This is a genomic window from Cupriavidus consociatus (assembly GCF_017814975.1).
Classification (GTDB): Bacteria; Pseudomonadota; Gammaproteobacteria; order Burkholderiales; family Burkholderiaceae; genus Cupriavidus; species Cupriavidus consociatus.
Map to the genome: position 1 here is coordinate 56008 of NZ_JAGIQA010000007.1, position 22975 is coordinate 78982.

The window sequence follows — 22975 nt, forward strand, 5'->3', positions numbered from 1 at the left end:
TCGCTAAACCTTACAACGCGGCGGTAAGAATGCCCTCCGCTGCCCGTCCCCGGAGGCCATCGTGACTGATATTCCCTCTCCTTCTCCATCACCGGTCCGCACCGGCCTGCTTGCCGTGGTCACCGGTGCCTCGTCAGGCATAGGCTATGAACTGGCGCGCTGCTGCGTTCAGCACGGCTATGACCTCGTCATCGCCGCCGATGAGCCGCAGGTTGAAATTGCGGCCGCGCAACTGCGCGACGAAGGTGCCCAGGTGGAGGCGATGGTGGCGGACCTCTCCACGCCGGCCGGCGTTGAGCAGTTGTGCGCGGCCGTCGACAACCGCCGGATCGACGTGCTCTGCGCCAATGCCGGCCGCGGCCTCGGCCACGCGTTCCTGGACCAGGATTTTGCCGACATCCAGCGCGTGGTCGAAACCAACGTGACAGGCACGGTCCACCTGTTGCACCGCATGGGCCAACGCATGCGCGAGCAGCGCAGCGGACGCATCCTGATCACGGGTTCGATCGCCGGTTTCATGCCCGGCACCTACCAGGCGGTGTACAACGCCACCAAGGCGTTCCTGGATTCGTTCTCATACGCGCTGCGGCACGAATTGCAGGGCAGCGGCGTCACCGTGACCTGCCTGATGCCCGGCGCGACGGAGACCGAGTTCTTCGAGCGGGCCGACCTGCTCGACACCAGAATCGGCCAGCAGAAGAAGGCCGACCCGGCCGATGTCGCACGGAACGGCTTCGATGCGATGATGCGTGGCGACGGCGAGGTCATCACCGGGTGGCAGAACAAGCTGCGTGCGGCAATTGCCATGGTCACGCCGGCCGACGTGCTGGCCGAGCAGCATCGCCGCATGGCGCAGCCGCACAGCGAGCCGGACGATCGACTGCCGCCGGAGGAACCTCCTGAAGGAACGCGCCGCGACGCCTGACCCTGGCGGCAGAGGGGCCGCGCCAGCGGCGCAGCCCCTTCTCACCTCATGGCACGGCAAATCAGATGCGCCTCGTGCCGCCGGTGCTGTCCCGGCCGGCACCCGGGCCGCCGCTGCCCGCCTCCATGCCGCCGCCATAGCTGCTGGCGGTCGACCCGGTCGCGCTGCCTGCACTGCTGACGCCGCTGACATGTTCGCGCCCGCCCGCGGCCGACCCGGTGCGTCGCGTATCCCCGACACCCTCGGAAATGCCCGAGACGCCGAATGGTCCGGCCGAACCCATCCGGATCCCGTTATGGACCTCGCGTACGCCAAACACGTCGTCGGCGATGTCCTCGATGCAGTATTTCTCGCGGCGATCGCGCACGTTGCCGCTCAGCCGCACCACGCCGCCCTCCACGTCGACCTCGACGTCCTGCACGTCGACATGGCGCGCATGGGCCAGGCGTTCGCAGATTTCTTCGCGGATGCGTTCGTCGCTGCGCTGGTAGCCCTTCGGGCCGACGCGGTCGCGCCCACGCAACGGCTGGCCATACCTGCCTGCACCCGGGCCCCGCGTGCCGAAATCGCCGGCGCTGCGCCCGGACGAACCCAGCCGCTCGGACATGCCGGTCCGGCCGGCGTCGTCCTCATCCCGGCCGCTCTCCCAGCCATAGGAAGTGGTGGACGACGATCCGCTGCGTGCCCGGCGCGTCTGCGCGCCGGGTGAGGCGTAGTCCGAAATGCTATAGCCCTGCTCATATCCGCTTCGGCGCGAGGTCATGCCACCCTGGCGGCCGGTCATGGCCTGGCCGCCGCGGCTTTCGCCCCACTCGTCGCGCACGTTGCCGCCCTGGTCCGAGGCGCTGCCGCGCCACGCTTCATCCTCGTCCCACGGCGCGCGCCGGCCGGAACGCTGCCAGTCTTCGCTCTCGCCTTGACGGCTGCCGTAATAGCCTTGCCCGCGCACGTCGTCGCCGTGGCGCTGGCGGCCTTCGTATCGTCCCTCGCCATAGTCGCGGGCCGGTCCGCCCGACTGCCCGTAGCGGCCTTCGCCATAGCCGCGCGGGTCGTCCGCGCCTTGACGGTGCGGCGCCTCTTCGTCGCGCCACCACGAGCTGCTGCCCTGATTCCGGAATGGATGCATGGTTGGCCTCCTGCCGATCGGAACTGCTGAATGGGAACTGCGGCGCCGCATGGAGCCGCGCCGCACCGCTTGCCAGAGGGCGCAAGTTCCGTACCACTGCGGCAAGCATCTCGCGCCGCCGCGCGCGGCTTGCAGTTCACGCAGGCACAAGCCAACGCAACGGCGGGCGCCCTGTAAAAAGCGCCCGCCGTTGTAAGGCATCCTTGCGATGCCTGGGAGACCCCAGAGTTTCGTCCGAGCGGTCCGGCGCGGATGCCGGATGATGCGCCGCCTCAGGCGGCAGCGAGTGACTCCGCAAAGCCCAGTGCGGATTCGCCGTTCTGGTCTTCCTGCATGATCAGCCCGACGCCACGCCGCTTTGCCGCGGCCTTGCCAATGTTGACGGCGACGTCCCGATCCTCGCAATGAACCAGGCCCTTGCGTGCGCTTTCGACCGTCAGTTCCCAGCCCTGGGGCGTCTGCCTGATGAGGAAGTTCGCAGCCATGGGTCGCTCCCGAGTCGTTTACGTGTTCTTGAAGCGTAGCGCATGGGTGCGAGGGCAAAATCGGCGTCCGTCCTATAGCGTGTGGGCACTTCTCCTACATGCCCGATCCAAAGCGCCTCTTGATACATATCAGAGCTATAACTAAACGGAGTTTCATAAAATTCGTCGCAATTTAGCGAACACAAACGCAGGAAACGATGGATTTGCGCACTGCCACGGCCCCACCGTCCCCCGGCAAGAGCGTGCTGCATGACGTAGAGCAAACCCAGCTGGCAATCGAACTGATCGGGCTGGGCGCGCGCCTGCAGGTGCTGGAATCGGCACTGACGTTGCCGCGCGGGCGTCTGGTCCGGCTGTACAAGGAACTGCGCGGGACTTCGCCGCCAAAGGGCATGCTGCCCTTCTCGACCGACTGGTTCGTGACGTGGCGGCCCAATGCGCATGCGTCGATGCTGCTCAATGCCTACCGCTTCATGCGCGACGCCGGCGGGCTGGCGGGTATCCGCGCGGTACTGTCGGGCTACCGCGTCTACCGGGAGCAGCTGTCCATCACCGGCGAAACCGCGGAACTCAGCTTTACCCGCGCCTGGACGCTGGTGCGCTTCCATGAGAACGGCATGCTGCAGCTGGCGCGCTGCCGGAGCTGCGCAGGCAACTACGTGGTCCAAGCCCATGGCCGGCGCAGGCATGCCGTTTGCGGCCTGTGCATGCCCCCCGCACGGGCCGGCAAGGGCCGCAAGGCGGTCGCGCGCACCGCGGCCTGAGCGCGCCGGTGGCAGGCATTGTCTCCTGCCGCACCGTCAGCGCTGCCGCGGCCTCCCAAGATAGGCAAGCCAGCCAGACCGGCTAGCCGCGCGCTTGCACGCGGTCTTCACGATTGTCCTCGGGGAGCCCCGCCGATGTTCAGGATCAACCTGCTGTCCCGCATACTCGGCGCCGCGGCGCCACCCCAGGCCGCCAACGATGCAAGCAACCTGGCGCCAGCGCATACCGTGCCGCCCGCGCCAGCCGTCACCGCGCCGGCCTACCCGGATCCGCTGGCTACCAGCCTCAAGACCCAGGGCGATGCCATGGTGCAGTACGGCGCGCGCCTGCTGGTGATACGGGAGCTGCTAGGCGCCCTGGCTGCCGGGCTGCCGCCGGCCGCCCAGGCCGGGGTGGAACGGCGCTTCCGCGTCCGCGTCGACCAGCTGCTGGCGCTGACTGACGACCGGGGGCTGCCGGCGGAATTCCACGACACCTTGCTGGCTGAAATCAACTACTACCTGGGCGAACTGAAGCGCTGAGGGGCAGCGCTTCAGCCAGGCGCCAGCGCTGCCATGCGTCGTGTGCGCGTTGCGTGGCGGGCACTTGTCATCGTTGTAACACCTCGGTACAAGCCAGCGTGGCGCAACGTGCTACAGTGCGCCCTCGCACCGGGACAGCGCAACTGCACGCTATCGCCCAGGTCCGACCTTTCCGACGCGCACACCGTGCGCGCCAGGTGTTGCCCATCGACGTGCCGGGCCGCCAGCCATCGCTCTTGCCGACCGCGCGCGCCCCGCCCGCCCTCGTCCGCCACCTGTCGTGGCGCCCAATCATTGCTGTGCAGCCGCGCGCCGGGACGCCGCGCTGCCGCCACCGCTCCACAGGATCCTCATGACCCATCGGCTCTGGGCCGCACTCGTCGTCGCTGTCTTCAAGTTCTTTGCCGCGCTGCCTTACGGCGTGACCGCGCGCCTGGGAGACGGCATCGGCAAGCTGCTGTACCGGATACCCAGCCGCCGGCGCCGGATCGTACTGACCAACCTGGCCCTGTGCTTCCCGGACATGGATGAAGCCGCCCGGCATCAGCTGGCACGGCGCCATTTCGGCCATGTGATGCGCAGCTACCTGGAGCGCGGCGTGCAGTGGTTCGGCAATGCAGAGCGGCTGGACAGGCTGATCGAACTGGACAGCCGCATCGACCTGGCGACCTGCAACGAGCAACCCACCATCTTCCTGGGCTTCCACTTCGTCGGCATCGAAGCCGGCTGCATGTTTTATTCGATCCGCCACCCGGTCGCGTCGCTGTACACCAAGATGTCGAGCCCGATGCTCGAAGAGATCGCGCGCACGCAGCGCGGGCGCTTTGGCGCCGAGATGATTCCTCGCAGCGGCAGCGGCAAGCAGGTGGTGCGCACGCTGCGTGCCGGCTGCCCGGTGATGCTGGCGGCGGACATGGACTTCGGCCTGACCGATTCGGTGTTCGTGCCGTTCTTTGGCGTGCCGGCGTGCACGCTGACGTCGGCCTCGCGGCTGGCCAGCATGACGGGCGCGCGCGTGGTGCCATTTACCACCGAAGTGCTGCCCGACTACCGGGGCTATCGCCTGCGCGTGTTCGATCCGCTGGAAGGCTTTCCGTCCGGCTCCGTGGAGGAGGATTCGCGCCGCATGAATGCTTTCCTGGAAAAGCAGATCGCGACCATGCCAGAGCAGTACTACTGGGTCCACCGCCGCTTCAAGAACCGGCCCGCCGGCATGGCGCCGGTGTACTGAGCCGGCGCTAGCCGTCGCCGGCGCGCTGCCACGCCGACTGGATATCGTCCATCAGCCGCGCCAGCTTCGCCGCATAGCGGGCGTTGTCGCGCCTGCGCTCGCTGGCTGAATACGGGAAGCTGATATTCAGGCCATAGAGCTGTTGGTCGGGGCCATGGAAGGCTGCGCCCACCGCCAGCAGATGCCCTTGCTGGTAGGCGGCTGTACAGAAGCCGCGCTGCTGCGACTGCTCGATTGCCCGCAGCACGCGTGCGCGCATCTCCGGCCAGGCCCCTGCCTGCCGCGCCGCAATGCCTGCCAGCAGGTCTTCCCGCACGCTACCCGGCTGAGCCCCCAGCCATGCCAGCCCGATCGATGTCAGCTCCATCGGCACGCGCGTGCCCGGCACCACGCGCCGCGTGCGCGAAACGCTGTCGCGGCTGTGCCGGATCGAGGCCAGGTACACCATGTCGAGCTTGTCGCCCACCGCCAACCCCACATTGACCTTGTCGGCCTCGGCCACCTTGCGCATCAGCGGCAGGGCGATATCCGCGGCGCGGTTGGCGTGGCGGAACGCATCGGCCAGGCTCAGCACCACCGGCGCGAGCCGATAGGCGCGTTCGTTGACGTCGTAGCGCAGGAAGCTGGCATCCACCAGCGAGCGCGTCAGCCGGCTGACCGTTGGCCGCGGCAGGCCGGTGCGCGCCGCCAGTTCGGCATTGGTCAGGCTGGTGGTCCCGACGCGGAAAGCCCGCAGCAGCACCAGCCCCCGTTCCAGCGACTGGCTGCCTGCGGTGTCACGGGTAAAGCGGCCGGTCTGGTGGGTGACGCGGCGCGTCGACACTTCCTCCGGTGCTGTATCGGCCATCTCCGCATAATTTCAGTAAGCGAAATCCGAGTATAGCGGCGAGGCGCCACTGCGCGAATACTGTGAGTTCCGCCGGCCCTTGTCGCCGGACCACACTACAGAGGAGCGCCCCGCATGTCATCCGCCGCCGATATCGAGCTCAGCCGCGACGGCCACGTCGCCCGCATCGTGCTGTCCCGTCCGCCGCACAACTTTGTCGATGCCGAGGTGATGCGCCGGCTCGCGGATACCCTGCTGGCGCTGGACGACGACGCCGGTTGCCGCGCCATCGTGCTGGCCTCCGGAGTCAGCGCCTTCTGCGCGGGCGCAGACTTCAGCGGCGCCGGCCAGGGCGAAGTCGCCAACGACCCGGCCAGCTTCTACGTGCATGCGATGAAGCTCTACCGCAACCGCAAGCCCATCGTCGCCGCGGTGGAAGGCGCCGCCATCGGCGCCGGGCTGGGCCTGGCACTGGTGGCCGACTTCCGCGTGACCTGCGCCGAGGCGCGCTTCAGTGCCAACTTCAACCGGCTCGGCTTCCACCCCGGCTTCGGCCTCAGCGTGACGCTGCCGCGGCTGGTCGGCGAGCAGCAGGCCGCACTGCTGTTCTACACCGGCCGCCGCATCTCCGGCACCGACGCCGTCGCCATCGGCCTGGCCGACGAGCTGGTGGCCAAAGCTGAAGTCAGCGACCGCGCCATGACGCTGGCGCAGGAGATCGCTCACTCTGCGCCGCTGGCGGTGGAGACCACGCGCGCCACGCTGCGCGAAGGACTGGCCGACCGGATCGCCGAGGTCAACCAGCGCGAGCTGGCGATCCAGCGCGGGCAGTTTCGCAGCGAAGACTTCCGCGAGGGCGTGGCCGCGATGGCCGAACGCCGCACGCCGGTGTTCCACCGCCGCTAAGGAGCCAACCGTGCCTGGACAACACACCCATGCCACGCCCGCCGGCCCGCTCGACGGCATCCGCGTGCTGGACCTCACCGCGGTGGTGCTTGGCCCGCTGGCCACGCAGGTGCTGGCCGACTTTGGCGCCGACGTGATCAAGATCGAGGGACCAGAAGGCGACCTGATGCGCGCCAACGGCGTGTCACAGCACGCCGGCATGAGCTCGATCTACCTGGCGCTGAACCGCAACAAGCGCTCGGTCGTGCTCGACCTGAAGACTTCCGAGGGCGCCGAAGCGCTGCGCGCGCTGATCGCCGGCGCCGACGTGCTGGTGCACAACATGCGCGTGGCGGCGATCGAGCGGCTGGGCTTTGGCTACGAGGCGGTCGCTCGCATCAATCCGCGCATCGTGTACTGCGTGGCGACCGGCTTCGGCCAGGACGGCCCGCACCGCGACAAGCCCGCCTTCGACGACATCATCCAGGCCGGTTGCGGACTGGTGGCGCTGGGTGCCGGCAATGGCGAGCGGCCGGAATACGTGCCCAGCCTGATCGCCGACAAGACCACCGGGCTGGCGCTGGCCAACGCAGTGCTCGCCGCACTGCTGCATCGCGAACGCCATGGCGTGGGCCAGTCGGTCGAAGTGCCGATGCTGGAGACCATGGCCGCCTTCGTAATGACCGAGCACCTGGGCGGCCTGACCTTCGAGCCCGCGCCGGCCGGCGCGGGCTATGCGCGGCTGCTGCAGGGCGGCCGCCGCCCCGCGCCGACGCGCGATGGCTGGATTTGCGCGCTGCCCTATACCGAGCGGCACTGGCAAGCCTTCTTCCGCGCGGTCGGCCGCGACGACCTTGCCGACCGCTATGAAGTCGGCGACCGCGCGCAGCGCAATGCCAATATCCGCGCGCTGTATGGCCACCTGGCCGAACTGACGCCTGAGCGCGGTACCGACGAATGGATGGCGCTGTTCGAATCGCTCGACATCCCCGCCACGCCGATCTACGGGCTCGATGCGCTGGTCGATCACCCACACCTGCAAGCCGTGGGCCTGTTCCAGGCCACGCAGCACCCCACCGAAGGCCCGCTGCGCGAAGTGCGCCCCGCCGCGCGCTTTTCAGCCACGCCGCTGTCGTTGCGCCGCCATGCACCGGCGCTGGGCGAACACACCGCCGAGGTGCTGCGGGAAGCCGGCATTACCCTGCCCGACGCACCTGCCGTCGTTCAGGAATAACAAGGAGACAGACATGAATTTCCAGCTCGATGAAGAACACCGCATGCTCAAGGACCTGGTCGCGCGCTTCGTGCGCGAGCAGCTGATCCCGCTGGAGCCGGCGGTGCTGGCCCGCGAGGCCGAGGGCGGACAGCACGCGCTGCTGCCGGAAGAACACGCACGCCTTGACGGCCTGTCGCGCGAGCTTGGCCTGTGGGGACTGGATGCGCCCACCGAGATGGGCGGCGCCGACCTGCCGGTGGTGGCGATGGTCGGCGTCAACGAGGAACTCGGCAAGACCATCACGCCCTACGACCTGCCGCCGGATTCGCCCAACCTGCGCATGCTGATGCTGACCGCGAACGACGCCCAGCGCGAGCGCTACCTGGACTCGTATGCGCGCGGCGAAACGGTATCGGCCATTGCCATTTCCGAGCCCGGCGCCGGCGGCGACCCCGCCATGATGACCACGCGCGCCGAACGTGACGGCGACCACTGGGTGCTGAACGGCCGCAAGATCTGGATCAGCCGCGCGGCGCGCGCCGACTGGACCATCGTGATGGCGGTCACAGACAAGGCAAAAGGCGCGCGTGGCGGCATCTCGGCCTTTATCGTCGACCGCGGCACGCCCGGCCTGCGCGTGGAGCGGCGCATCCCGATGATCGGCGGCCATTCCACCTACGAAGTCGTGCTGGAAGACTGCCGTGTCCCCGCCACGCAGTTGCTTGGCACCGAAGGCCATGGCTTCGCGCCGATGCAGGCTCGCCTGTCCACGCGCCGCGTGCAGATGGCCGCGTGGTGCATCGGCCGGGCGCAGCGGGCGCTCGACATGATCTGCGAATACGCGCCGCAACGGCAGACCTTCGGCGCCCCGCTGGCGCAGCGCCAGGCGATCCAGTGGTGGGTGGCGGACGCCGCCACGCGCATCCACGCCTGCCGCCTGATGACCTACGAAGCCGCCAGCCGCATCGATGCCGGTGAGGAAGCGCGCACGCAGGTCTCGATGATCAAGGTCTTCGCCACCGAAATGGCGTGGGAAGTGATCGACCAGGCAATGCAGACCTTTGGCGCGATGGGCATGACCAAGGAACTGCCGCTGCAGCAAATGGCCAACGAGACCCGGCTGATGCGCATCTACGAAGGGCCCAGCGAAGTGCACCGCTGGGTGATCGCGCGCGACCTGCTCGGCCTGCGCCGCTGAGTCTGACCGACCTCTTGCACCGGCGGAGAACACGCCGGGCTTGTTCCGACCGAAAGGAGACACCATGCAACAGCCTTACCGTTCGCGCCGCCGCTTCCTGGGGCTCGCCGCCGCGGCACTGGCAGCCGGCATCGCACCGCTGCCGGCGCTTGCCGCCGAAGACGCCTTCCCCTCGCGCCCCATGCGCTTCATCGTGCCGTTCCCGGCGGGCAGCGGCACCGACACCACCGCGCGTATGTTCGCCAAGAAAATCGGCGAACTGACCGGCCACGGCGTGGTGGTCGAGAACAAGCCCGGCGGCAACGGCTTTATCGGCGTGCAGACCGCGCTGAACGCGCCGGCGGACGGCTACACCGTGTTCATCGGCAGCAACTCCACGCTGTCGACCAACGCCGCCACCTTCCGCAAGCTGCCATACGACCCGCTGACGGATTTCGCGCCGATCACGCTGCTGTCGCGCGGGCCGTGCGTGGTGATCGTGCCGGCCGGCTCGCCCTACCGCACGCTGGCGGAATTGCTGGAAGACGCGCGCAAGCGGCCCGGCGCGCTCAATTACGGCACCGGCTCGATCTCGTACACGCTGTACAGCGAATGGCTCAACGAACTGGCAAGGATCAAGACCACGCCGGTGCCGTACAAGGGCGCGGGCGACGCCATCAACGGCGTGATGGCGGCCAACGTCGACTTTGCCGTGGTCGATGCCACCGGCGCGATCGAACTGGTGCGCGGCGGCAGGATCCGTGCGCTTGCCTATACCGCGCCGCAGCGCTCGCCGCTGTTGCCGGACGTGCCCTCGATCGTCGAGGCCGGCCTGCCCGATTTCCTGGCCTACAACTGGGTAGCCGCGGCGATTTCCGCCAAGACCCCGCCCGCGGTGGTGAAACGCCTGCAGGACCTGTTCACGCAGGCCGGCAATGCGCCCGACGTGCGCGACTACTACACGCGCCAGTCGACCAAGCTGATCCTGTCTTCGCCGGCGGAAATGCTGCAGTACCAGAAAGACGAGATCGTGCGCTGGAAGCGGCTGGCGGCGGTAGCCAAGATCCCGCTGCAGTAATCCGCAGAAGCCGGCTCAGCGGCTGTGCTCGCGCAGCAGCGTCGTCAGGCGCTGCGCCAGCGGCGACAGATATGCGCCGGCGCGGGTCAGCACGCCGATGCGCCGGCGCAGGTCCAGCTCCTCCACTCCCAGCGGCAACGTGCGCAGGCCGTGCTGCATGGCGTCGCCGCCGGCGTTGGCGATGCTCAGCATCTGCGTGCCCTGCATCAGCGCGAACAGCGAGGGGCTGCCGAAGTCGATCTCGACGCGCGGCTGCGGCGCCGGCAGGCCGCGCTGGCGGAAGGCGGCGTCGACCTGCTGCCGCAGCGTGATATGCGCTTCCGGCAGCAGCCATTCCTGGTCCGCCAGGTCCGCCAGCCGCAGCTTGCGCCGGCGCAGTAGCGCATGGCCCTCGTCGGCGACCACCACCAGCCGGTCGTCGAACAGCAGCTCCACGTCGAAGTCCGTCGAAGCCTGCACCGGCGCCACCGCGAGATCGAGTTCCCCCGCGGCAAGCAGGTCCAGCAGGTCCCGCGCCAGCCGGCGCCGCAAGCGCAGCCGCGCCACCGGGCGCTCGCGCATCAGCTGCTGGCACGCGCCCAGGATCACGCCTCCCGGCATCGACGGCGAATAGCCCACGCGCAGCACGCCCTGCTCGCCGGTGCGGATACCAAGCATTTCCTTGATGCCGTCCTCGTACTCCAGCCGGATGCGCTGCGCCCGCTCCAGGAAGCGCGCGCCGGCGTAAGTCGCGCTCATGCCGTTGGCAGTGCGCTCGAACAGCGGCAGCCCGGCCTGCGCCTCGACCCGCTGCACCGCCTTGGTCAGGGCCGGCTGGCTGATCCCCAGCGCTTCCGCCGCCCTGCCGATGCCCCCGTGCGCCGCCACGGCAAGGATGTATTCCAGGTCCCGAGTCTCCATTGCCTCACATTCCAGATGGTTATGGGCTTATAGCCAATGCCGCATTGTGGTGATGCCCATGATCTTACAGACTTAGCCGCAGAGCCGTAGCACAACGACATTCGCCCATATCGAACACGGAGACAGCATGAGTTTTGCGTACTTCCTGCGCCGCGCCGCGCGCTACTGGGGCGACCAGCCCGCCATCCTTTACCAGGAGCAGGTGGTGACCTACCGCCAGCTGGAAGAGCGCTCCACCCGCCTGGCCAACGCGCTGCTGGCACTGGGGCTGCAGCGCGGCGACCGCGTGGCGGTGCAGGCGCGCAACCGGCCCGAGCTGGTTGAGCTGGAGTGCGCGCTGTACAAGGCAGGCCTGGTCAAGGCAGCGCTGAACCCGCGCTTCACCGCCACCGAAGCCAGCGACGTGGTCGAGAACTGCACGCCGCGCGTGCTGATCGCCGGCCCCGGCTACACCGGCTATTCGCGCGCCACGCCGGGCTTCGGCAGCGTCGAGACGTTTATCGCCATCGGCGAGGCGCCCGCAGGCTATGTCGGCTACGAATCGCTGCTGGCCAACGCCGGCACCACGCCGCCCGATATCGCTCCCGCTGCCAGCGATCTTGCCGTGCTGCACTTCTCCTCCGGCTCCACCGGCAAGATCAAGGCGGCGATGCAGACCTACGGCAACCGCATGGCGGCACTGCGCAAGATGGTGGCCGGCATGGACCGCCCTGCACGGCCCGGCGACCGCCTCGCCCTGATCGGCCCGGTCACGCACGCCTCCGGCATGCTGATGCAGCCCTACCTGTACCTGGGCGCGACGCTGGTGCTGTTCGACAAGTTCGAGCCCGCGCACTTCCTGGCCGAGGTCGCGCGGCTGCGCATCACGCACGTGTTCATGGTGCCGGCGATGATCAACATGCTGATGGCCGAGCCCACGCTGGCGCAGGCCGACCTGTCCAGCCTGAAGACGCTGGCCTACGGCGCCGCGCCCATGGCGCCGGCGCGCATCCGCGAGGCGTGGGAGCGCATCGGCCCGATCCTGTCGCAAGGCTATGGCGCCAGCGAATCGACCTCCGGCGTCACGCGCCTGTCGACCGCCGACCACGCCGATGCGATCGCCAACCACCCGGAGCGCCTGGCCTCGTGCGGCCGCGCGCTGGGTGAGACAGAGGTGCGCGTGGTCGACGAGCAAGGCCGCGAGGTGGCAGCGGGCGAGATCGGCGAACTGGTGATCCGCGGCGAAGACGTGTTCCGGGGCTACTGGGGCGAGCCCGCGCTCACCGCCGAGACCATCGTCGACGGCTGGCTGCACACCGGCGACATGGCGCGCGTGGACGACGCCGGCTACCTGTACCTGGTCGACCGCAAGAAGGACATGATCATTTCCGGCGGCTTCAACGTGTACCCGACCGAGGTCGAAGCCACGCTGTACCAGCACCCCGACGTGCTCGAAGCCTGCGTCATCAGCGTGCCCGACGACACCTGGGGCGAAAGCGTCAAGGCCGTGGTCACGCTGCGCCCGGGCCGCGCAGCCAGCGCGCAGCAGCTGATCGCGCACTGCCGCGAGCGCATCGCCGACTACAAATCGCCGCGTTCGGTCGACTTTGTCGCCGAGCTGCCCAAGAACGCCAGCGGCAAGCTGGCCCGCAAGATCGTGCGCGAACGCTACTGGCAAGGCGTAGCGCGCCGCGTCAACTAAGGAGCACGCCTGTCATGTTCGATCACCTGACCAACCCCGTGCTGGTGGAAACCCGCGCCGGCATCCGCCGCTTTATCGACGAAGAACTGCGCCCGCTGGAGCAGGAACTGGGCCTCGGTTCCGAAGATCCGTGGCCGCGCGAGGTGTTGCGCAAGGTCTGGCGCCGCTCATATGAACTGGGGTTCTATGCCGCCTGCCTGCCGGAATCGCTCGGCGGCAAGGGGCTGAACATCCAGGAGCAATGCGCGCTCAAGGCCGACCTGGCCGCCAGCGGCTCGACGCTGGCCGCACATGTGCTGGGCGACCTGGGCGGACCGCCCCGCGTGGGCAACATGCTCAAGTACGCCACGCCGGCGCAGCTGAAGCAGTACTTCGAGCCGGTCATCCGCGGCGAGAAATCGACCTGCTTCGCGCTGACCGAAACGCATTCCGGATCGGACGCGCAGAGCATCAAGACCAGCGCGGTCGCCCACGGCGACGAGCTGGTGATCAACGGCGGCAAGCACTACATCAGCGGCGCGCCGTTCGCGGACTTCGCCATCGTCATGTGCGTGACGGATGCCACCACTACGCCGCCGGCGATCAGCGCGGTGCTGGTCGACCTGAACCTGCCGGGCGTGACCGTGACCAATGAATACGTGCCGATGTCGGGCCAGCATATCGACGGCGATATCCGTTTCGACAACGTGCGCGTGCCGCGCGCCAATATCTTTGGCGGCGAGGGCAACGGCTTCAAGCTCGGCATGTCGCGCATCAACGTGAACCGCTTGCTGCACTGCCCGTCGATGCTGGGGCTGGCCATGCGCGCCTACGAGTCGTCGGTGGAATACGCCGGCAAGCGGCGCCAGTTCGGCGGCCCGATCGCTCGCTTCCAGGCGATCCAGCACATGCTCGCCGACATGGCCGCGGCGCTGTGGGCCTGCGAAAGCATGATCGCGCACACCGCGGCGCTGGCCGATGCCGGCGCGGACCTGCGCATGAAGGCCGCGGCATGCAAGCTCTTTGTCTCGGAACGCTGCTTCGAAGTGGCCGACAAGGCGGTGCAGATCCACGGCAACGTGGGCGTCACGCGCGGGCATCCGGTCGAGCAGACCTTCCGCAAGCTGCGCATGTTCCGCATCTTCACCGGCACCAGCGAGATCCAGCGCAACACCATCGCGCGCGCGATACTGGAGCCGCTGCAGCAGCAAGCGCAGCCGCCGAAGCAGCAACAGGCTTGACCGTGCCGGCGGCACGGTCGCCGCCGGCATCAGGACAATACAACAAGACCACGGAGACCTAGCATGAACCGCCGAGAATGGCTCGCCACCGCTGGCGCCGCCGCCCTGGGAAGCGTCCTGCTGCCCGCGCGCGCTGCCGCGCCAGCCAACTACCCCAGCCGTCCGATCCGGCTGATCGTCCCGTTCATCGCCGGCAGCACGCCGGACAGTACCGCCCGCACGCTGTCTGCGGAGCTGGGCCAGAAGCTCGGCCAGCCGCTGGTGGTCGAGAACATGCCTGGCGCCGGGGGCATCATCGGCGCCACCGCGCTGCGGCGTGCGGCCCCCGACGGCTACACGCTGGGCATCCTCGCCAATACGCACGTGATCAACGTGCACATGTACCGCAAGATGCCCTACGACCCGGCGCGCGATTTCACGCCGATCACGGCGCTGTCCGGCGGTCCGACCGCGCTGGTCGTGCCCGCGTCGTCGCCGTACAAGACCGCGGCCGAGCTGGTCGCTGCGATGAAGAAGGCGCCGGGCAAGTTCAACTATGGCTCCGGCGGCAAGGGCAGCATCGCGCATCTGGCGGTGGAAGCCATGCTGCACCAGACCGGCTGCGACGCGGTGCATATCCCTTACAAGGGTGCGCCGGAAATCATTACCGCCATGCTGACGGGGCAAACCCAGTTCGGCATGCCGGTGCTCGGCACGGCCACCCAGTACGTGCGCAACCAGCAGGTGCGCGTGCTGGCCGTCACCGCCGCGGCGCGCTCGCCGTTCTTCCCGGACGTGCCAACAATGGCCGAAGCGCTGCCGCCCGGCTTTGTCATCGACAACTGGAGCGGGCTGTTTGCGCCGGCCAATTTCCCGGCCGAACTGGCGCAGAAGCTGCATGCCGCGGTCGCCGCGCTGCAGAACGCAGGCGTGTTCGACGCGCAGCTCAAGGCCAGCGCGGGCGAACTGCGCCGCAGCGCCACCCCGGCCCAGTTTGGCACCGTCGTGGCCGCGGACAACTCCCGCTACGGCGAGTTGATGAAGTCGATCGGCATGATCGGCGATTTGGGCTGAGCGCACTGCTTTTGAACCGGGATTACTCATGAAGCCAGAATGGTCCTGCCTGAAGGACGTCACCATCATCGATGCCAGCCAGCTGCTGCCCGGCCCGCATGCCTGCAGCCTGCTGCGCCAGTTGGGAGCCGATGTGATCAAGGTGGAGCAGCCCGGCAGCGGCGACTCCATCCGCCAGCTCGGTCCGTCGGCGTATGCGCAGTTCAACCGCGGCAAACGCTCCGTAGCGCTCGATCTCAAGACCGAGGCCGGCCGCGAAGCCTTCCTTGAACTGGCCCGGAATGCCGACGCCGTGGTGGAAGGCTTCCGCCCGGGGGTCATGAAACGGCTGGGACTCGACTACGCGGCATTGGCCGCCGTCAATCCGGCCATCGTGCTGTGCTCGGTCTCCGGCTTCGGCCAGACCGGCCCTTACGCCAGCCATGCGGGGCATGACCTCAACTACCTCGCACTGGCCGGCTACTGGGCGACGCCGGTGCAGGTGCACGACAAGGTCTCGCGCCCGCGCGTGCGGGTATCCGACTACGCGGCGTCGGGCTATGCCGCGTTGTCGCTGGCCGTTGCCATCATGAGCGCTCGGCAGCACGGACGCGGGCAGCATCTGGACGTGTCGATCCACGACGCCATCCTGTCGTGGACCGCCCACGGCGCCTGGGCCGCGCGCGGGCACGAAGCCGCGCCGCGGGAATCGCCGACGGTGATGCCGGAGAACGATCTGTTCGAGACGCGCGACGGGCGACATCTGGCGATGGGAATTCTGGAGAACAAGTTCTGGCTTAACCTGGGCGAGGCGCTGGGGAATGAGTTTCCGGCGCTGCGCGACCCACGCTTTGCCACGCGGGCGGGGCGCTATGGGCAAAAGCTGGCGGTCAATGACCTGCTTGCGGCGGTCTTTCTTACCCGTGATCTGGCAGAGTGGGAGGCATTCTTCGGGCCCCTGGATATACCGTTTTCGCCTGTGCTTGGGGCGGCGGAATTGTTTGAGGATGCGCACGTGCAGGCGCGCGGGGTGGTGCGGCGCCCGGCAGGAGAAGCTGGGATTGCGGTGGACTTCCCGGTCAGGTTCTCTTTAGGATTGCCAACGGGGGAGGACTTTGTGGCCGCTGTTGGAAAAGGGGCTGCGGGCTAAGAAGTTCTCGAGGCGACAAAAAGGTATCTTTTTAATCACTTCCCTCTGCGCGCAGAGCCGGCCAACCCCATCAATTAGCAAGAATTATTCTCTAGCTATAATTATTGGGATTCCATAATTTCCAATAAGTGCGCCATGACACACATCTATCGTCGGCCGGCCCTTGCGAACCAGATGGCGCAGCAGTTGCTCCGCCCCAGCGTACTGGACGAAGGGCTACGGTCGGGCTTGTTCCTGTCCGGTTTACGGCGCACGGGGAAAACGACGTTTCTTATCAACGACCTCGTCCCTGCCCTGGAGGCCGAGGGTGCGATCGTCATCTACGTCGATCTCTGGAGCGATACGCAACGCAGCCCAGCGTCCCTCATCCTTGCCGCGGTAAAGAAGACGCTTGCCGAGCTGGAGCAGCCGGGCTCAGCGGCCCTCAGGCAGCTCAAGCGGGTGTCGGGTGCCGACTTTGGCGCCTTTGGCCTCAAGTTCGTGTTCAAGCTGGAGAGCGTTGGCGAGCCCGGCGGCGCCACGCTGGCCCAGGCCCTTGCCGAAGTCATCGACAAGGCCAGAACCAACGTGGTCCTGATCGTGGACGAGGTCCAGCATGCCATTACCTCCGAGGAGGGCAATCGCATGCTCCTGGCCCTCAAGGCCGCCCGCGATGCCGTCAATCCGCGCCCCAATACGCCAGGCTACTTCATCTTTGTAGGCACCGGCTCGCACCGTGCGCTGGTTGGCGAACTGACTGCGCGCCGCAACCAGGCCTTCGCAGGCGCCACCTCCGTCTCCTATCCCGTGCTCGGAGAAGACTACGTCGCTCATCTGCTGGAACGCTTGTCGGCAGAAGAATTCAGCGCCCGACCATCGCTGGACGTTGCCGTGCAGGCGTTCCGCGCACTGGGCAACCGGCCGGAAGAGATGATCAAAGCCTTGCGGCAACTGCATTTCCATTTGCCTTCCGGAAGCAATCCGGACGAGCACTTGCCGGTCATCGCCAACACGCTTCGCTCGACTGCCGCCGATCTTGAACTGATGAAGCTCGAGCAACTGGGCGGATTGGCTATCGCAATTTTCGATCGCATTGCATGCGCTGAAGGTGATGCCCGCGGCCTGTTTTCAGCCGAGTCCGCCGCTGCCTACTCCGCCGCGCTGGGACGTGAAGTCCGTATCGAGGAAGCGCAGCCTGTGGTCAATGAGATGATGGCGACCAACCTGATCATGCGCAAAGGGCATGGGGTTTATGGCGTGACTGACCCCTTTGTGCAGGAGATCTGGCTGGAGCGCAAGTCGCTTGAAGGCAAGCTGTAGCGGGCGGCGAGATAGCCGCTGCCTTTCAGACACTGGCCGGGTGGAAATCCGCAGAACTGTTCCTGTCCGCTACCCCCCTTCCCTGCTACTTTTCTCCAAATCAAAGGGCCAGTTGCGCAAAGGGAGTACAGCATGAAGACCATCGGACTTATCGGCGGCATGAGCTGGGAGTCATCCGCCGAGTACTACCGGGTGATCAACCAGGGCATGAAAGCTCGGCTCGGTGGGCACAACAACGCCCGCAGCCTCATGGCCACCGTCTGCTTCGAAGAGATCAAGGCATTGCAGCACGCTGAGCAATGGGATGAGCTGGGCCGGCTTATGCAGCAGGCCGCGCGGCAGGTCGAGGCCGGCGGTGCAGATTTCGTGCTGCTCTGTACCAACACCATGCATCGGGTAGCGCCGGCAATCGAGTCAGTGCTAAACGTGCCCTTCATCCATATCGTCGACCCGACGGCGCAGGCATTGCGCCACGCCGGCATCCGACGCGTCGGCTTGCTCGGCACGCGCTTCACGATGGAGCAGGATTTTCACCGCGGGCGGATGCGCGAACTGCATGGCATCGACGTGGTGGTGCCGGAGCAGGCGGACCGTGACCGGGTACACGATGTGATCTATGAAGAGTTATGCCACGGCATCGTGCGGGATGAGGCAAGAGCCGAATACCAGCACATCGTCGCCGCGCTCGCGGGGCAGGGCGCCGAAGGCGTGATCCTCGGCTGCACGGAAATCACGCTGCTGCTCGAGCAGGGTGATGTGGCGCTGCCGGTGTTCGATACCACGGCGCTGCATGCGCAGGCGGCGGTAACGCTGGCGCTCGGCTGAGCTGTTGTTCCCTTCTTTTGGCAATCTCTGAAGCACTGGCGGCCTGCGTGAGCCCTCCACGCTTGCCGCGCCAAACCTAGCCGTACCTCCCTCCCCGCTCGCCTGTACCATTTTCAGGACTCAGCGATTTCCCAGGAAACCGCGTTCCTGCAAGCTTCGCTTTCCCAACTGGAATGCGACGACTCTTATCGCCTTTGATGTCTCATCCAGGAAATTCTGGCTTCGTCTCCGGCGCGCCGGTGACCGGGCGTGGAAACCCGAGCAATTGACGCGAACACTTAGTGAGGTGTCAGGCACGCACAAGAAGCCCTTCCTCGGGGCATTCGCGCACGCCGGAGGCGCTGCGGTTGATGCGGCTGCTCAAGCGGTCGACCCGAACGGGATTCTTCCGGGGCGGGTGATTGGCGTGGAGTGACAAGCTTCATGTCACGCCTCAAGCCTTGAAATTTCCCATTTAGGTGCTCCCTCTCCCGCAAGCGGGAGAGGGGAGAAAACCGAGCGGCTTGGCGTAGTCAAACCGCCAGCCGCCCCGCCACCCTCTCCCGCCTGACCACTCCCAGCGAGAACATCGACACCCCCGCGATCAGCGCCGGGATGCCGACCAGCACGAACAGCGCCGGCATCCCCAGCCCCATCGACAGCATTGTCGCGCCACCCATGGACCCGACCACGGAACCGATGCGTCCCACTCCGTTGGCCCAGCTCACGCCGGTGGCACGGCAATCCGTCGGATAGAAGCTGGCTGACAGCGCGTTGGCCCCCACCTGTGAACCCGAAATACAGAACCCCGCCAGGAACACCGCAATGCCTGCTGCAACCGGCTCGGACGCAAAACTGCCCACCGCCGCGATGCACACCGCCGCCAGCGAATAGCTGGAAGCCAGCACGTAGTGCGGATTGATCCGGTCCATCAGCCAGCCCAGCGCGATGGCGCCCACGGTGCCGCCGACCTGGAACATGGTGGTCACCAGTGCCGCCGTGCGCAGCGAATGCCCGGTGCTGCGCAGCAGCGTCGGCAACCAGCTCGACAGCAGGTAGATCACCAGCAGGCTCATGAAGAACGTCAGCCAGAACAGCAGCGTGCCGCGCAGCAGCTCGGCGCGGAACAGGTGCCGCACCGGCGAGGTGGTAGCGCGCTGCTCGCTGACCGCGAAGGTGGCGCTGCGCAGGTCTTCATGCGGGGCGATCTTCTGCAGCGTGGCGACGATGCGCTCGCGCGACTTGCCGGTCATCATCAGGTAGCGCACCGATTCCGGCAGCATCCACACCAGCGCCACCGCCAGCAGCAGCGGCAGCACGCCGCCGGCCACCAGCACCGAGCGCCAGCCAAAGGCGTCGATCAGCCCGGCCGAGGCCAGGCCGCCGAAGGCGGAGCCCAGCGTGAAGCCACAGAACATGGTGGTGACCAGGAAGGAGCGGCGCTTGTCCGGGCAGAACTCGGAGGTCAGCGTGATCGCGTTGGGCATGGCGCCCCCCAGGCCCAGGCCGGTCAGGAAGCGCAGCAGCACCAGGGTCCACAGGTCATTCGACCACGCCGAAGCCAGGCTCGCCGCGCCAAAGAACAGCACCGACAGCACCAGCACGCCCTTGCGGCCGAACCGGTCGGCCAGCGGGCCGAACAGGAAGGCGCCGGCCATCAAGCCGCCCAGCCCGGCGCCGAACAGCGGCGCAAGCTGTGCCGGCGTCAGCTGCCATTCCGCGCGGATGGCGGGCGCGATAAAGCCGATCGCGGCGGTATCGAAGCCGTCGACGGCGACGATCAGGAAGCACAGTACGACGATGGTCACCTGGAACGCCGACAGCGGCTGGCGGTCGATGAACGCGGTGACGTTGAGCGGTTGGCTGGCAGGCATGGTGTCTCCTCCTTGTTGCCAGGATCAGGGGCGAGAGAGGGCCGGCGGCTTCGTCGGCCGCCAGCTCGCTGTCAGGGTTTTCAGCGCGGGAAGAAAGCCGCGCTCAGTGATTTACAGCCAGGGCGTGGGGCTCAGGCATTTGTCGGCGCGCCAGCCGTGCAGCCACTGCAGCGCGTCGTAGAACTGGGACTGGCTGCGGCCGGTCCACAGGCTGTTGCGCACCAGGCGGTCGACGCCCCTGGCGTGGTAGACACGGCCCATGTCGCGCGCGGCATAGAGCACGCGCGCGGTGCGCGGGATGCGTGCCTGCTCGTACAGCTTGAAGGCCGCTGCGTAGTCGCCATCCGCGGCTTTCACCGCCGCGCCGAGCGTCACGGCATCTTCCAGCGCCTGGCAGGCGCCCTGCGCCACGTACTGGGTCATCGGGTGGGCGGCATCGCCGAGGATGGTGGCGCGGCCGAAGCTCCAGCGCTCGACCGGGTCTCGGTCGGCGGTGGCCCAGCGCTTCCAGGAGGTCGGGCGGTCCAGCATCTGGTGCGGCAGCGGGTGGATGCCCTCGAAGTACGACAGCACTTCTTCCTTGCTGCCGTCGCGCACGCCCCAGGTTTCCTGTTCGCGGCTGTGGAAGGTCACCACCAGGTTGTACTGCTGGCCGCCACGCAACGGGTAATGCACCAGGTGGCAGTTCGGGCCGGCCCATACCACCGGGGCGTTGACCTGCAGGTCTCGCGGCATATTGGCCACGTCGACCACCGCGCGGTAGACCACGTGGCCGGTCACGCGCGCTTCGTCGCCGATCAGCGCCTGGCGGATCGCGGACTTGACGCCGTCGCAGCCGATCACCGCATCGCCGCGGTGGTGTTCGCCATGCTGGTCGATGACGGTCACGCCGTTGTCGTCCTGCAGCAGTTGCTCCACGCGCGTGCTGGTGCGGAAGGTGATGAGCGGATGATCCTGCACCGCTTCCAGGATCGACAGGTGGATGTCGGCGCGGTGGATCACCGCATAAGGGTTGCCGAAGCGCTCGCGGTACGCCTGCCCGACATCGACTTGCGCGATGACGCTGGTGTCGATGGCGTCGCGCAGGCTGAGGTAGTCGGTAAAGACCGCGCGGCCGCGCGCGGCCTCGCCCACGCCCAGCGCATCGAGCGCGGCGAAGGCGTTGGCGGCCAGCTGGATGCCGGCGCCGATCTCGCCGATCTGCTCGGCCTGTTCCAGCAGTTCGATGCGGATGCCCTGGCGTGCCAGCGCCAGCGCCGCGGCCAGGCCACCGATGCCGCCGCCGATGATGAGGACCTTGCCGGTCGCGTTGTTGGTCGCGTTGTGGGTCGCGTTGTGGGTGCTGCTCATGTCAGTCTCCTGGCCTGCGCCGCTGGCGTCAGGCGGTGTAGTCTGGCTGGCGCGCGGGCGCAGCCTGGGCGAAGGCGGGATGGGCGCTGGCGTGGGCGTAGACGGCCATCGCGCGCTCGTAGCGGCCCAGGTCGCAGCCCATTCGCAAGGCGTTGGCCACCTGCGGCACCAGCGCGACGTCCGCCAGCGTTGGTGCATCGCCGAAGCACCAGTTGCCGTGGCCCTGGCGCGCCAGCAGCCGCTCGACGCCGGCCATGCCTTCGTCGATCCAGTGGCGGTACCAGGCGTCCTTCTGCCCAGGCGTGACCTTCAGCGTGTCCTGCAGGTAGCGCAGCACGCGCAGGTTGTTGACCGGGTGGATATCGCAGCCGATCAGCATCGACAGCTCCAGCACGCGTGCGCGCTGCACAGGATCCTGAGGCAGCAGGCGCGGCTCGGGATGGCGCGCGTCCAGGTAATCGATGATCGCCAACGACTGGCCCAGCGTGAAGTCGCCATCGACCAGCGCGGGCACGGAAGCGGACGGATTGATGCCGTCGACATATTCCGCCACGCGGTGCTGGCCGGTGCGGATATTGACGCCCAGGTAGTCATACGGCAGGCCCTTGAGGGCCAGCGCGATGCGCACGCGATAGGACGTCGAGCTGTTGAAGAAACTGTAGAGCTGCATGGTCGGATTGCCTGTGTGCTGTACCTGCGGCTGGATCAGACCACGCGCACGGTCAGTTCGCCCAGGCCGTCGACGCCGGTGACCATGGTGTCGCCGGCCTTGACCGCGCCCACGCCTTCAGGGGTGCCCGTGAAGATGACGTCGCCCGGCTCCAGGCGGAAGAACTGCGACAGGTAGGCCACCGTCTCGGCGACCGACCAGATCAGGTGTGCCACGGTGCTGCGCTGTTTGGTCTCGCCGTTGACCGTCAGCCAGAGGCCGGCCTGCTGCGGGTGGCCAATGTCGCTGGCGCGGTGGATCGGGCCGACCGGCGCCGAGGCGTCGAAGGCCTTGCCGATTTCCCAGGGACGGCCCATCTCGCGCATCTTCATCTGCAGGTCGCGACGGGTCATGTCGAGGCCGACGGCGTAGCCCCACACGTGCTCGAGCGCCTGCTCGACGGGGATGTCCGAGCCGCCCTTGCCGATCACGGCCACCAGCTCGGCCTCGTAGTGGTAGTTCTGGGTCTGCGCCGGATAGGGCAGGTCGAGCGTGGTGCCGGCCTGCATCGGGACGATGGCATCGGCCGGCTTGCAGAAGAAGAACGGCGGCTCGCGGTCGGGATCGAAGCCCATTTCGCGGGCGTGGGCGGCGTAGTTGCGGCCGACGCAGTAGACGCGGCGCACGGCGAACTGGTCATCGCTACCGGCAACGGGGATGGCAACGGTGGCGGGGGGCGTGAAGACGTAGGACATGGTCAAGGCTTCCAGGGATTTGTCAT

Annotated in this window: 22 protein-coding genes; 14 read left to right on the forward strand and 8 right to left on the reverse strand. The window is 67.5% G+C overall.

Annotated features, from left to right (window positions below; all coding sequences use genetic code 11):
• Nucleotides 1–61 precede the first annotated feature (61 nt).
• Nucleotides 62–925 carry an SDR family NAD(P)-dependent oxidoreductase gene (locus J8I82_RS11650; protein WP_284183055.1) on the forward strand — a complete coding sequence of 288 codons (864 nt, stop codon included), beginning with the start codon at nucleotides 62–64 and terminating at the stop codon, nucleotides 923–925.
• Nucleotides 926–986: 61 nt separating this feature from the next.
• On the opposite strand, the gene J8I82_RS11655 is transcribed toward J8I82_RS11650, so the two are convergent.
• Together J8I82_RS11655 and J8I82_RS11660 are read right to left on the reverse strand one after the other, a co-directional pair.
• Entirely contained in the window at nucleotides 987–2051 is a 1065-nt protein-coding gene (locus tag J8I82_RS11655) for a BON domain-containing protein (RefSeq protein ID WP_209757458.1), read from the reverse strand.
• Between the two features lie 272 nt (nucleotides 2052–2323).
• A complete protein-coding gene (locus J8I82_RS11660) occupies nucleotides 2324–2536 on the reverse strand; it encodes a hypothetical protein (RefSeq protein ID WP_209757459.1) in 213 nt (70 codons plus the stop codon).
• 197 nt (nucleotides 2537–2733) lie between these two features.
• Here J8I82_RS11660 and flhC point away from each other — a divergent pair, with 197 nt between their 5' ends.
• The 3 genes from flhC to J8I82_RS11675 all read left to right on the forward strand — a co-directional run bounded on the left by flhC (nucleotide 2734) and on the right by J8I82_RS11675 (nucleotide 5053).
• Nucleotides 2734–3300: a flagellar transcriptional regulator FlhC gene (gene flhC, locus J8I82_RS11665; protein WP_209757460.1), complete on the forward strand. Its 567-nt coding sequence runs from the start codon at nucleotides 2734–2736 to the stop codon at nucleotides 3298–3300.
• 135 nt (nucleotides 3301–3435) lie between these two features.
• Nucleotides 3436–3822, forward strand: a complete 387-nt coding sequence (locus tag J8I82_RS11670) for a hypothetical protein (RefSeq protein ID WP_209757461.1) — start codon at nucleotides 3436–3438, stop codon at nucleotides 3820–3822.
• Between the two features lie 352 nt (nucleotides 3823–4174).
• The gene (locus J8I82_RS11675) at nucleotides 4175–5053 is read left to right on the forward strand and encodes a lipid A biosynthesis lauroyl acyltransferase (protein ID WP_209757463.1); all 879 of its coding nucleotides are present in this window, start codon (nucleotides 4175–4177) and stop codon (nucleotides 5051–5053) included.
• Nucleotides 5054–5060: 7 nt separating this feature from the next.
• On the opposite strand, the gene J8I82_RS11680 is transcribed toward J8I82_RS11675, so the two are convergent.
• Complete coding sequence (locus J8I82_RS11680) at nucleotides 5061–5900, reverse strand: IclR family transcriptional regulator (protein WP_209757465.1); 840 nt, start codon at nucleotides 5898–5900, stop codon at nucleotides 5061–5063.
• Between the two features lie 114 nt (nucleotides 5901–6014).
• On the opposite strand from J8I82_RS11680, the gene J8I82_RS11685 reads away from it, so the two are divergent.
• The 4 genes from J8I82_RS11685 to J8I82_RS11700 all read left to right on the forward strand — a co-directional run bounded on the left by J8I82_RS11685 (nucleotide 6015) and on the right by J8I82_RS11700 (nucleotide 10235).
• Nucleotides 6015–6785: an enoyl-CoA hydratase/isomerase family protein gene (locus tag J8I82_RS11685; RefSeq protein WP_209757467.1), complete on the forward strand. Its 771-nt coding sequence runs from the start codon at nucleotides 6015–6017 to the stop codon at nucleotides 6783–6785.
• 10 nt (nucleotides 6786–6795) lie between these two features.
• Entirely contained in the window at nucleotides 6796–7998 is a 1203-nt protein-coding gene (locus tag J8I82_RS11690; protein WP_209757469.1) for a CaiB/BaiF CoA transferase family protein, read from the forward strand.
• A gap of 13 nt (nucleotides 7999–8011) precedes the next feature.
• On the forward strand, nucleotides 8012–9178 hold the full coding sequence (locus J8I82_RS11695; protein ID WP_209757471.1) for an acyl-CoA dehydrogenase family protein: 1167 nt from the start codon (nucleotides 8012–8014) through the stop codon (nucleotides 9176–9178).
• Between the two features lie 64 nt (nucleotides 9179–9242).
• Nucleotides 9243–10235 carry a Bug family tripartite tricarboxylate transporter substrate binding protein gene (locus tag J8I82_RS11700; protein ID WP_209757473.1) on the forward strand — a complete coding sequence of 331 codons (993 nt, stop codon included), beginning with the start codon at nucleotides 9243–9245 and terminating at the stop codon, nucleotides 10233–10235.
• A gap of 15 nt (nucleotides 10236–10250) precedes the next feature.
• Here J8I82_RS11700 and J8I82_RS11705 read toward each other — a convergent pair whose 3' ends face one another.
• Nucleotides 10251–11135 carry a LysR family transcriptional regulator gene (locus tag J8I82_RS11705; RefSeq protein ID WP_209757475.1) on the reverse strand — a complete coding sequence of 295 codons (885 nt, stop codon included), beginning with the start codon at nucleotides 11133–11135 and terminating at the stop codon, nucleotides 10251–10253.
• 127 nt (nucleotides 11136–11262) lie between these two features.
• Between J8I82_RS11705 and J8I82_RS11710 the strand changes: the two genes are divergently transcribed.
• From J8I82_RS11710 to J8I82_RS11735, 6 genes are all read left to right on the forward strand, one after another.
• Nucleotides 11263–12816: an AMP-binding protein gene (locus tag J8I82_RS11710; RefSeq protein ID WP_209757477.1), complete on the forward strand. Its 1554-nt coding sequence runs from the start codon at nucleotides 11263–11265 to the stop codon at nucleotides 12814–12816.
• Between the two features lie 14 nt (nucleotides 12817–12830).
• Nucleotides 12831–14036, forward strand: coding sequence for an acyl-CoA dehydrogenase family protein (locus J8I82_RS11715; protein WP_209757479.1), 1206 nt, complete (start codon nucleotides 12831–12833; stop codon nucleotides 14034–14036).
• A 63-nt stretch (nucleotides 14037–14099) separates the two neighbouring features.
• Nucleotides 14100–15089 (forward strand): tripartite tricarboxylate transporter substrate binding protein, encoded by a 990-nt coding sequence (locus J8I82_RS11720; RefSeq protein ID WP_209757481.1) that lies wholly within the window; start codon nucleotides 14100–14102, stop codon nucleotides 15087–15089.
• A 28-nt stretch (nucleotides 15090–15117) separates the two neighbouring features.
• Nucleotides 15118–16218 (forward strand): CaiB/BaiF CoA transferase family protein, encoded by a 1101-nt coding sequence (locus J8I82_RS11725; RefSeq protein WP_209757483.1) that lies wholly within the window; start codon nucleotides 15118–15120, stop codon nucleotides 16216–16218.
• 135 nt (nucleotides 16219–16353) lie between these two features.
• Nucleotides 16354–17517 carry an AAA family ATPase gene (locus tag J8I82_RS11730; protein ID WP_209757485.1) on the forward strand — a complete coding sequence of 388 codons (1164 nt, stop codon included), beginning with the start codon at nucleotides 16354–16356 and terminating at the stop codon, nucleotides 17515–17517.
• A gap of 132 nt (nucleotides 17518–17649) precedes the next feature.
• Nucleotides 17650–18342: an aspartate/glutamate racemase family protein gene (locus J8I82_RS11735; protein ID WP_209757487.1), complete on the forward strand. Its 693-nt coding sequence runs from the start codon at nucleotides 17650–17652 to the stop codon at nucleotides 18340–18342.
• 512 nt (nucleotides 18343–18854) lie between these two features.
• On the opposite strand, the gene J8I82_RS11740 is transcribed toward J8I82_RS11735, so the two are convergent.
• From J8I82_RS11740 to J8I82_RS11755, 4 genes are all read right to left on the reverse strand, one after another.
• Nucleotides 18855–20195 carry an MFS transporter gene (locus J8I82_RS11740; RefSeq protein WP_209757489.1) on the reverse strand — a complete coding sequence of 447 codons (1341 nt, stop codon included), beginning with the start codon at nucleotides 20193–20195 and terminating at the stop codon, nucleotides 18855–18857.
• A 111-nt stretch (nucleotides 20196–20306) separates the two neighbouring features.
• Entirely contained in the window at nucleotides 20307–21545 is a 1239-nt protein-coding gene (locus tag J8I82_RS11745) for a 3-hydroxybenzoate 6-monooxygenase (RefSeq protein ID WP_209757491.1), read from the reverse strand.
• Nucleotides 21546–21573: 28 nt separating this feature from the next.
• A complete protein-coding gene (gene maiA, locus J8I82_RS11750) occupies nucleotides 21574–22215 on the reverse strand; it encodes a maleylacetoacetate isomerase (protein ID WP_209757493.1) in 642 nt (213 codons plus the stop codon).
• A gap of 35 nt (nucleotides 22216–22250) precedes the next feature.
• On the reverse strand, nucleotides 22251–22949 hold the full coding sequence (locus J8I82_RS11755) for a fumarylacetoacetate hydrolase family protein (protein ID WP_209757496.1): 699 nt from the start codon (nucleotides 22947–22949) through the stop codon (nucleotides 22251–22253).
• Nucleotides 22950–22975: the final 26 nt, after the last annotated feature.

What these genes read in the sequence shown, in the direction of transcription:
- J8I82_RS11735 (WP_209757487.1), top strand. Translation starts at nt 17,650, where the DNA reads ATGAAGACCATCGGACTTATCGGCGGCATGAGCTGGGAGTCATCCGCC.
- J8I82_RS11700 (WP_209757473.1), top strand. Translation starts at nt 9,243, where the DNA reads ATGCAACAGCCTTACCGTTCGCGCCGCCGCTTCCTGGGGCTCGCCGCC.
- J8I82_RS11680 (WP_209757465.1), bottom strand. Translation starts at nt 5,900, where the DNA reads ATGGCCGATACAGCACCGGAGGAAGTGTCGACGCGCCGCGTCACCCAC.
- J8I82_RS11695 (WP_209757471.1), top strand. Translation starts at nt 8,012, where the DNA reads ATGAATTTCCAGCTCGATGAAGAACACCGCATGCTCAAGGACCTGGTC.
- J8I82_RS11720 (WP_209757481.1), top strand. Translation starts at nt 14,100, where the DNA reads ATGAACCGCCGAGAATGGCTCGCCACCGCTGGCGCCGCCGCCCTGGGA.
- J8I82_RS11675 (WP_209757463.1), top strand. Translation starts at nt 4,175, where the DNA reads ATGACCCATCGGCTCTGGGCCGCACTCGTCGTCGCTGTCTTCAAGTTC.
- J8I82_RS11755 (WP_209757496.1), bottom strand. Translation starts at nt 22,949, where the DNA reads ATGTCCTACGTCTTCACGCCCCCCGCCACCGTTGCCATCCCCGTTGCC.
- J8I82_RS11725 (WP_209757483.1), top strand. Translation starts at nt 15,118, where the DNA reads ATGAAGCCAGAATGGTCCTGCCTGAAGGACGTCACCATCATCGATGCC.
- maiA (WP_209757493.1), bottom strand. Translation starts at nt 22,215, where the DNA reads ATGCAGCTCTACAGTTTCTTCAACAGCTCGACGTCCTATCGCGTGCGC.
- J8I82_RS11660 (WP_209757459.1), bottom strand. Translation starts at nt 2,536, where the DNA reads ATGGCTGCGAACTTCCTCATCAGGCAGACGCCCCAGGGCTGGGAACTG.
- J8I82_RS11745 (WP_209757491.1), bottom strand. Translation starts at nt 21,545, where the DNA reads ATGAGCAGCACCCACAACGCGACCCACAACGCGACCAACAACGCGACC.
- flhC (WP_209757460.1), top strand. Translation starts at nt 2,734, where the DNA reads ATGGATTTGCGCACTGCCACGGCCCCACCGTCCCCCGGCAAGAGCGTG.
- J8I82_RS11655 (WP_209757458.1), bottom strand. Translation starts at nt 2,051, where the DNA reads ATGCATCCATTCCGGAATCAGGGCAGCAGCTCGTGGTGGCGCGACGAA.
- J8I82_RS11705 (WP_209757475.1), bottom strand. Translation starts at nt 11,135, where the DNA reads ATGGAGACTCGGGACCTGGAATACATCCTTGCCGTGGCGGCGCACGGG.
- J8I82_RS11730 (WP_209757485.1), top strand. Translation starts at nt 16,354, where the DNA reads ATGACACACATCTATCGTCGGCCGGCCCTTGCGAACCAGATGGCGCAG.
- J8I82_RS11685 (WP_209757467.1), top strand. Translation starts at nt 6,015, where the DNA reads ATGTCATCCGCCGCCGATATCGAGCTCAGCCGCGACGGCCACGTCGCC.
- J8I82_RS11740 (WP_209757489.1), bottom strand. Translation starts at nt 20,195, where the DNA reads ATGCCTGCCAGCCAACCGCTCAACGTCACCGCGTTCATCGACCGCCAG.
- J8I82_RS11710 (WP_209757477.1), top strand. Translation starts at nt 11,263, where the DNA reads ATGAGTTTTGCGTACTTCCTGCGCCGCGCCGCGCGCTACTGGGGCGAC.
- J8I82_RS11715 (WP_209757479.1), top strand. Translation starts at nt 12,831, where the DNA reads ATGTTCGATCACCTGACCAACCCCGTGCTGGTGGAAACCCGCGCCGGC.
- J8I82_RS11670 (WP_209757461.1), top strand. Translation starts at nt 3,436, where the DNA reads ATGTTCAGGATCAACCTGCTGTCCCGCATACTCGGCGCCGCGGCGCCA.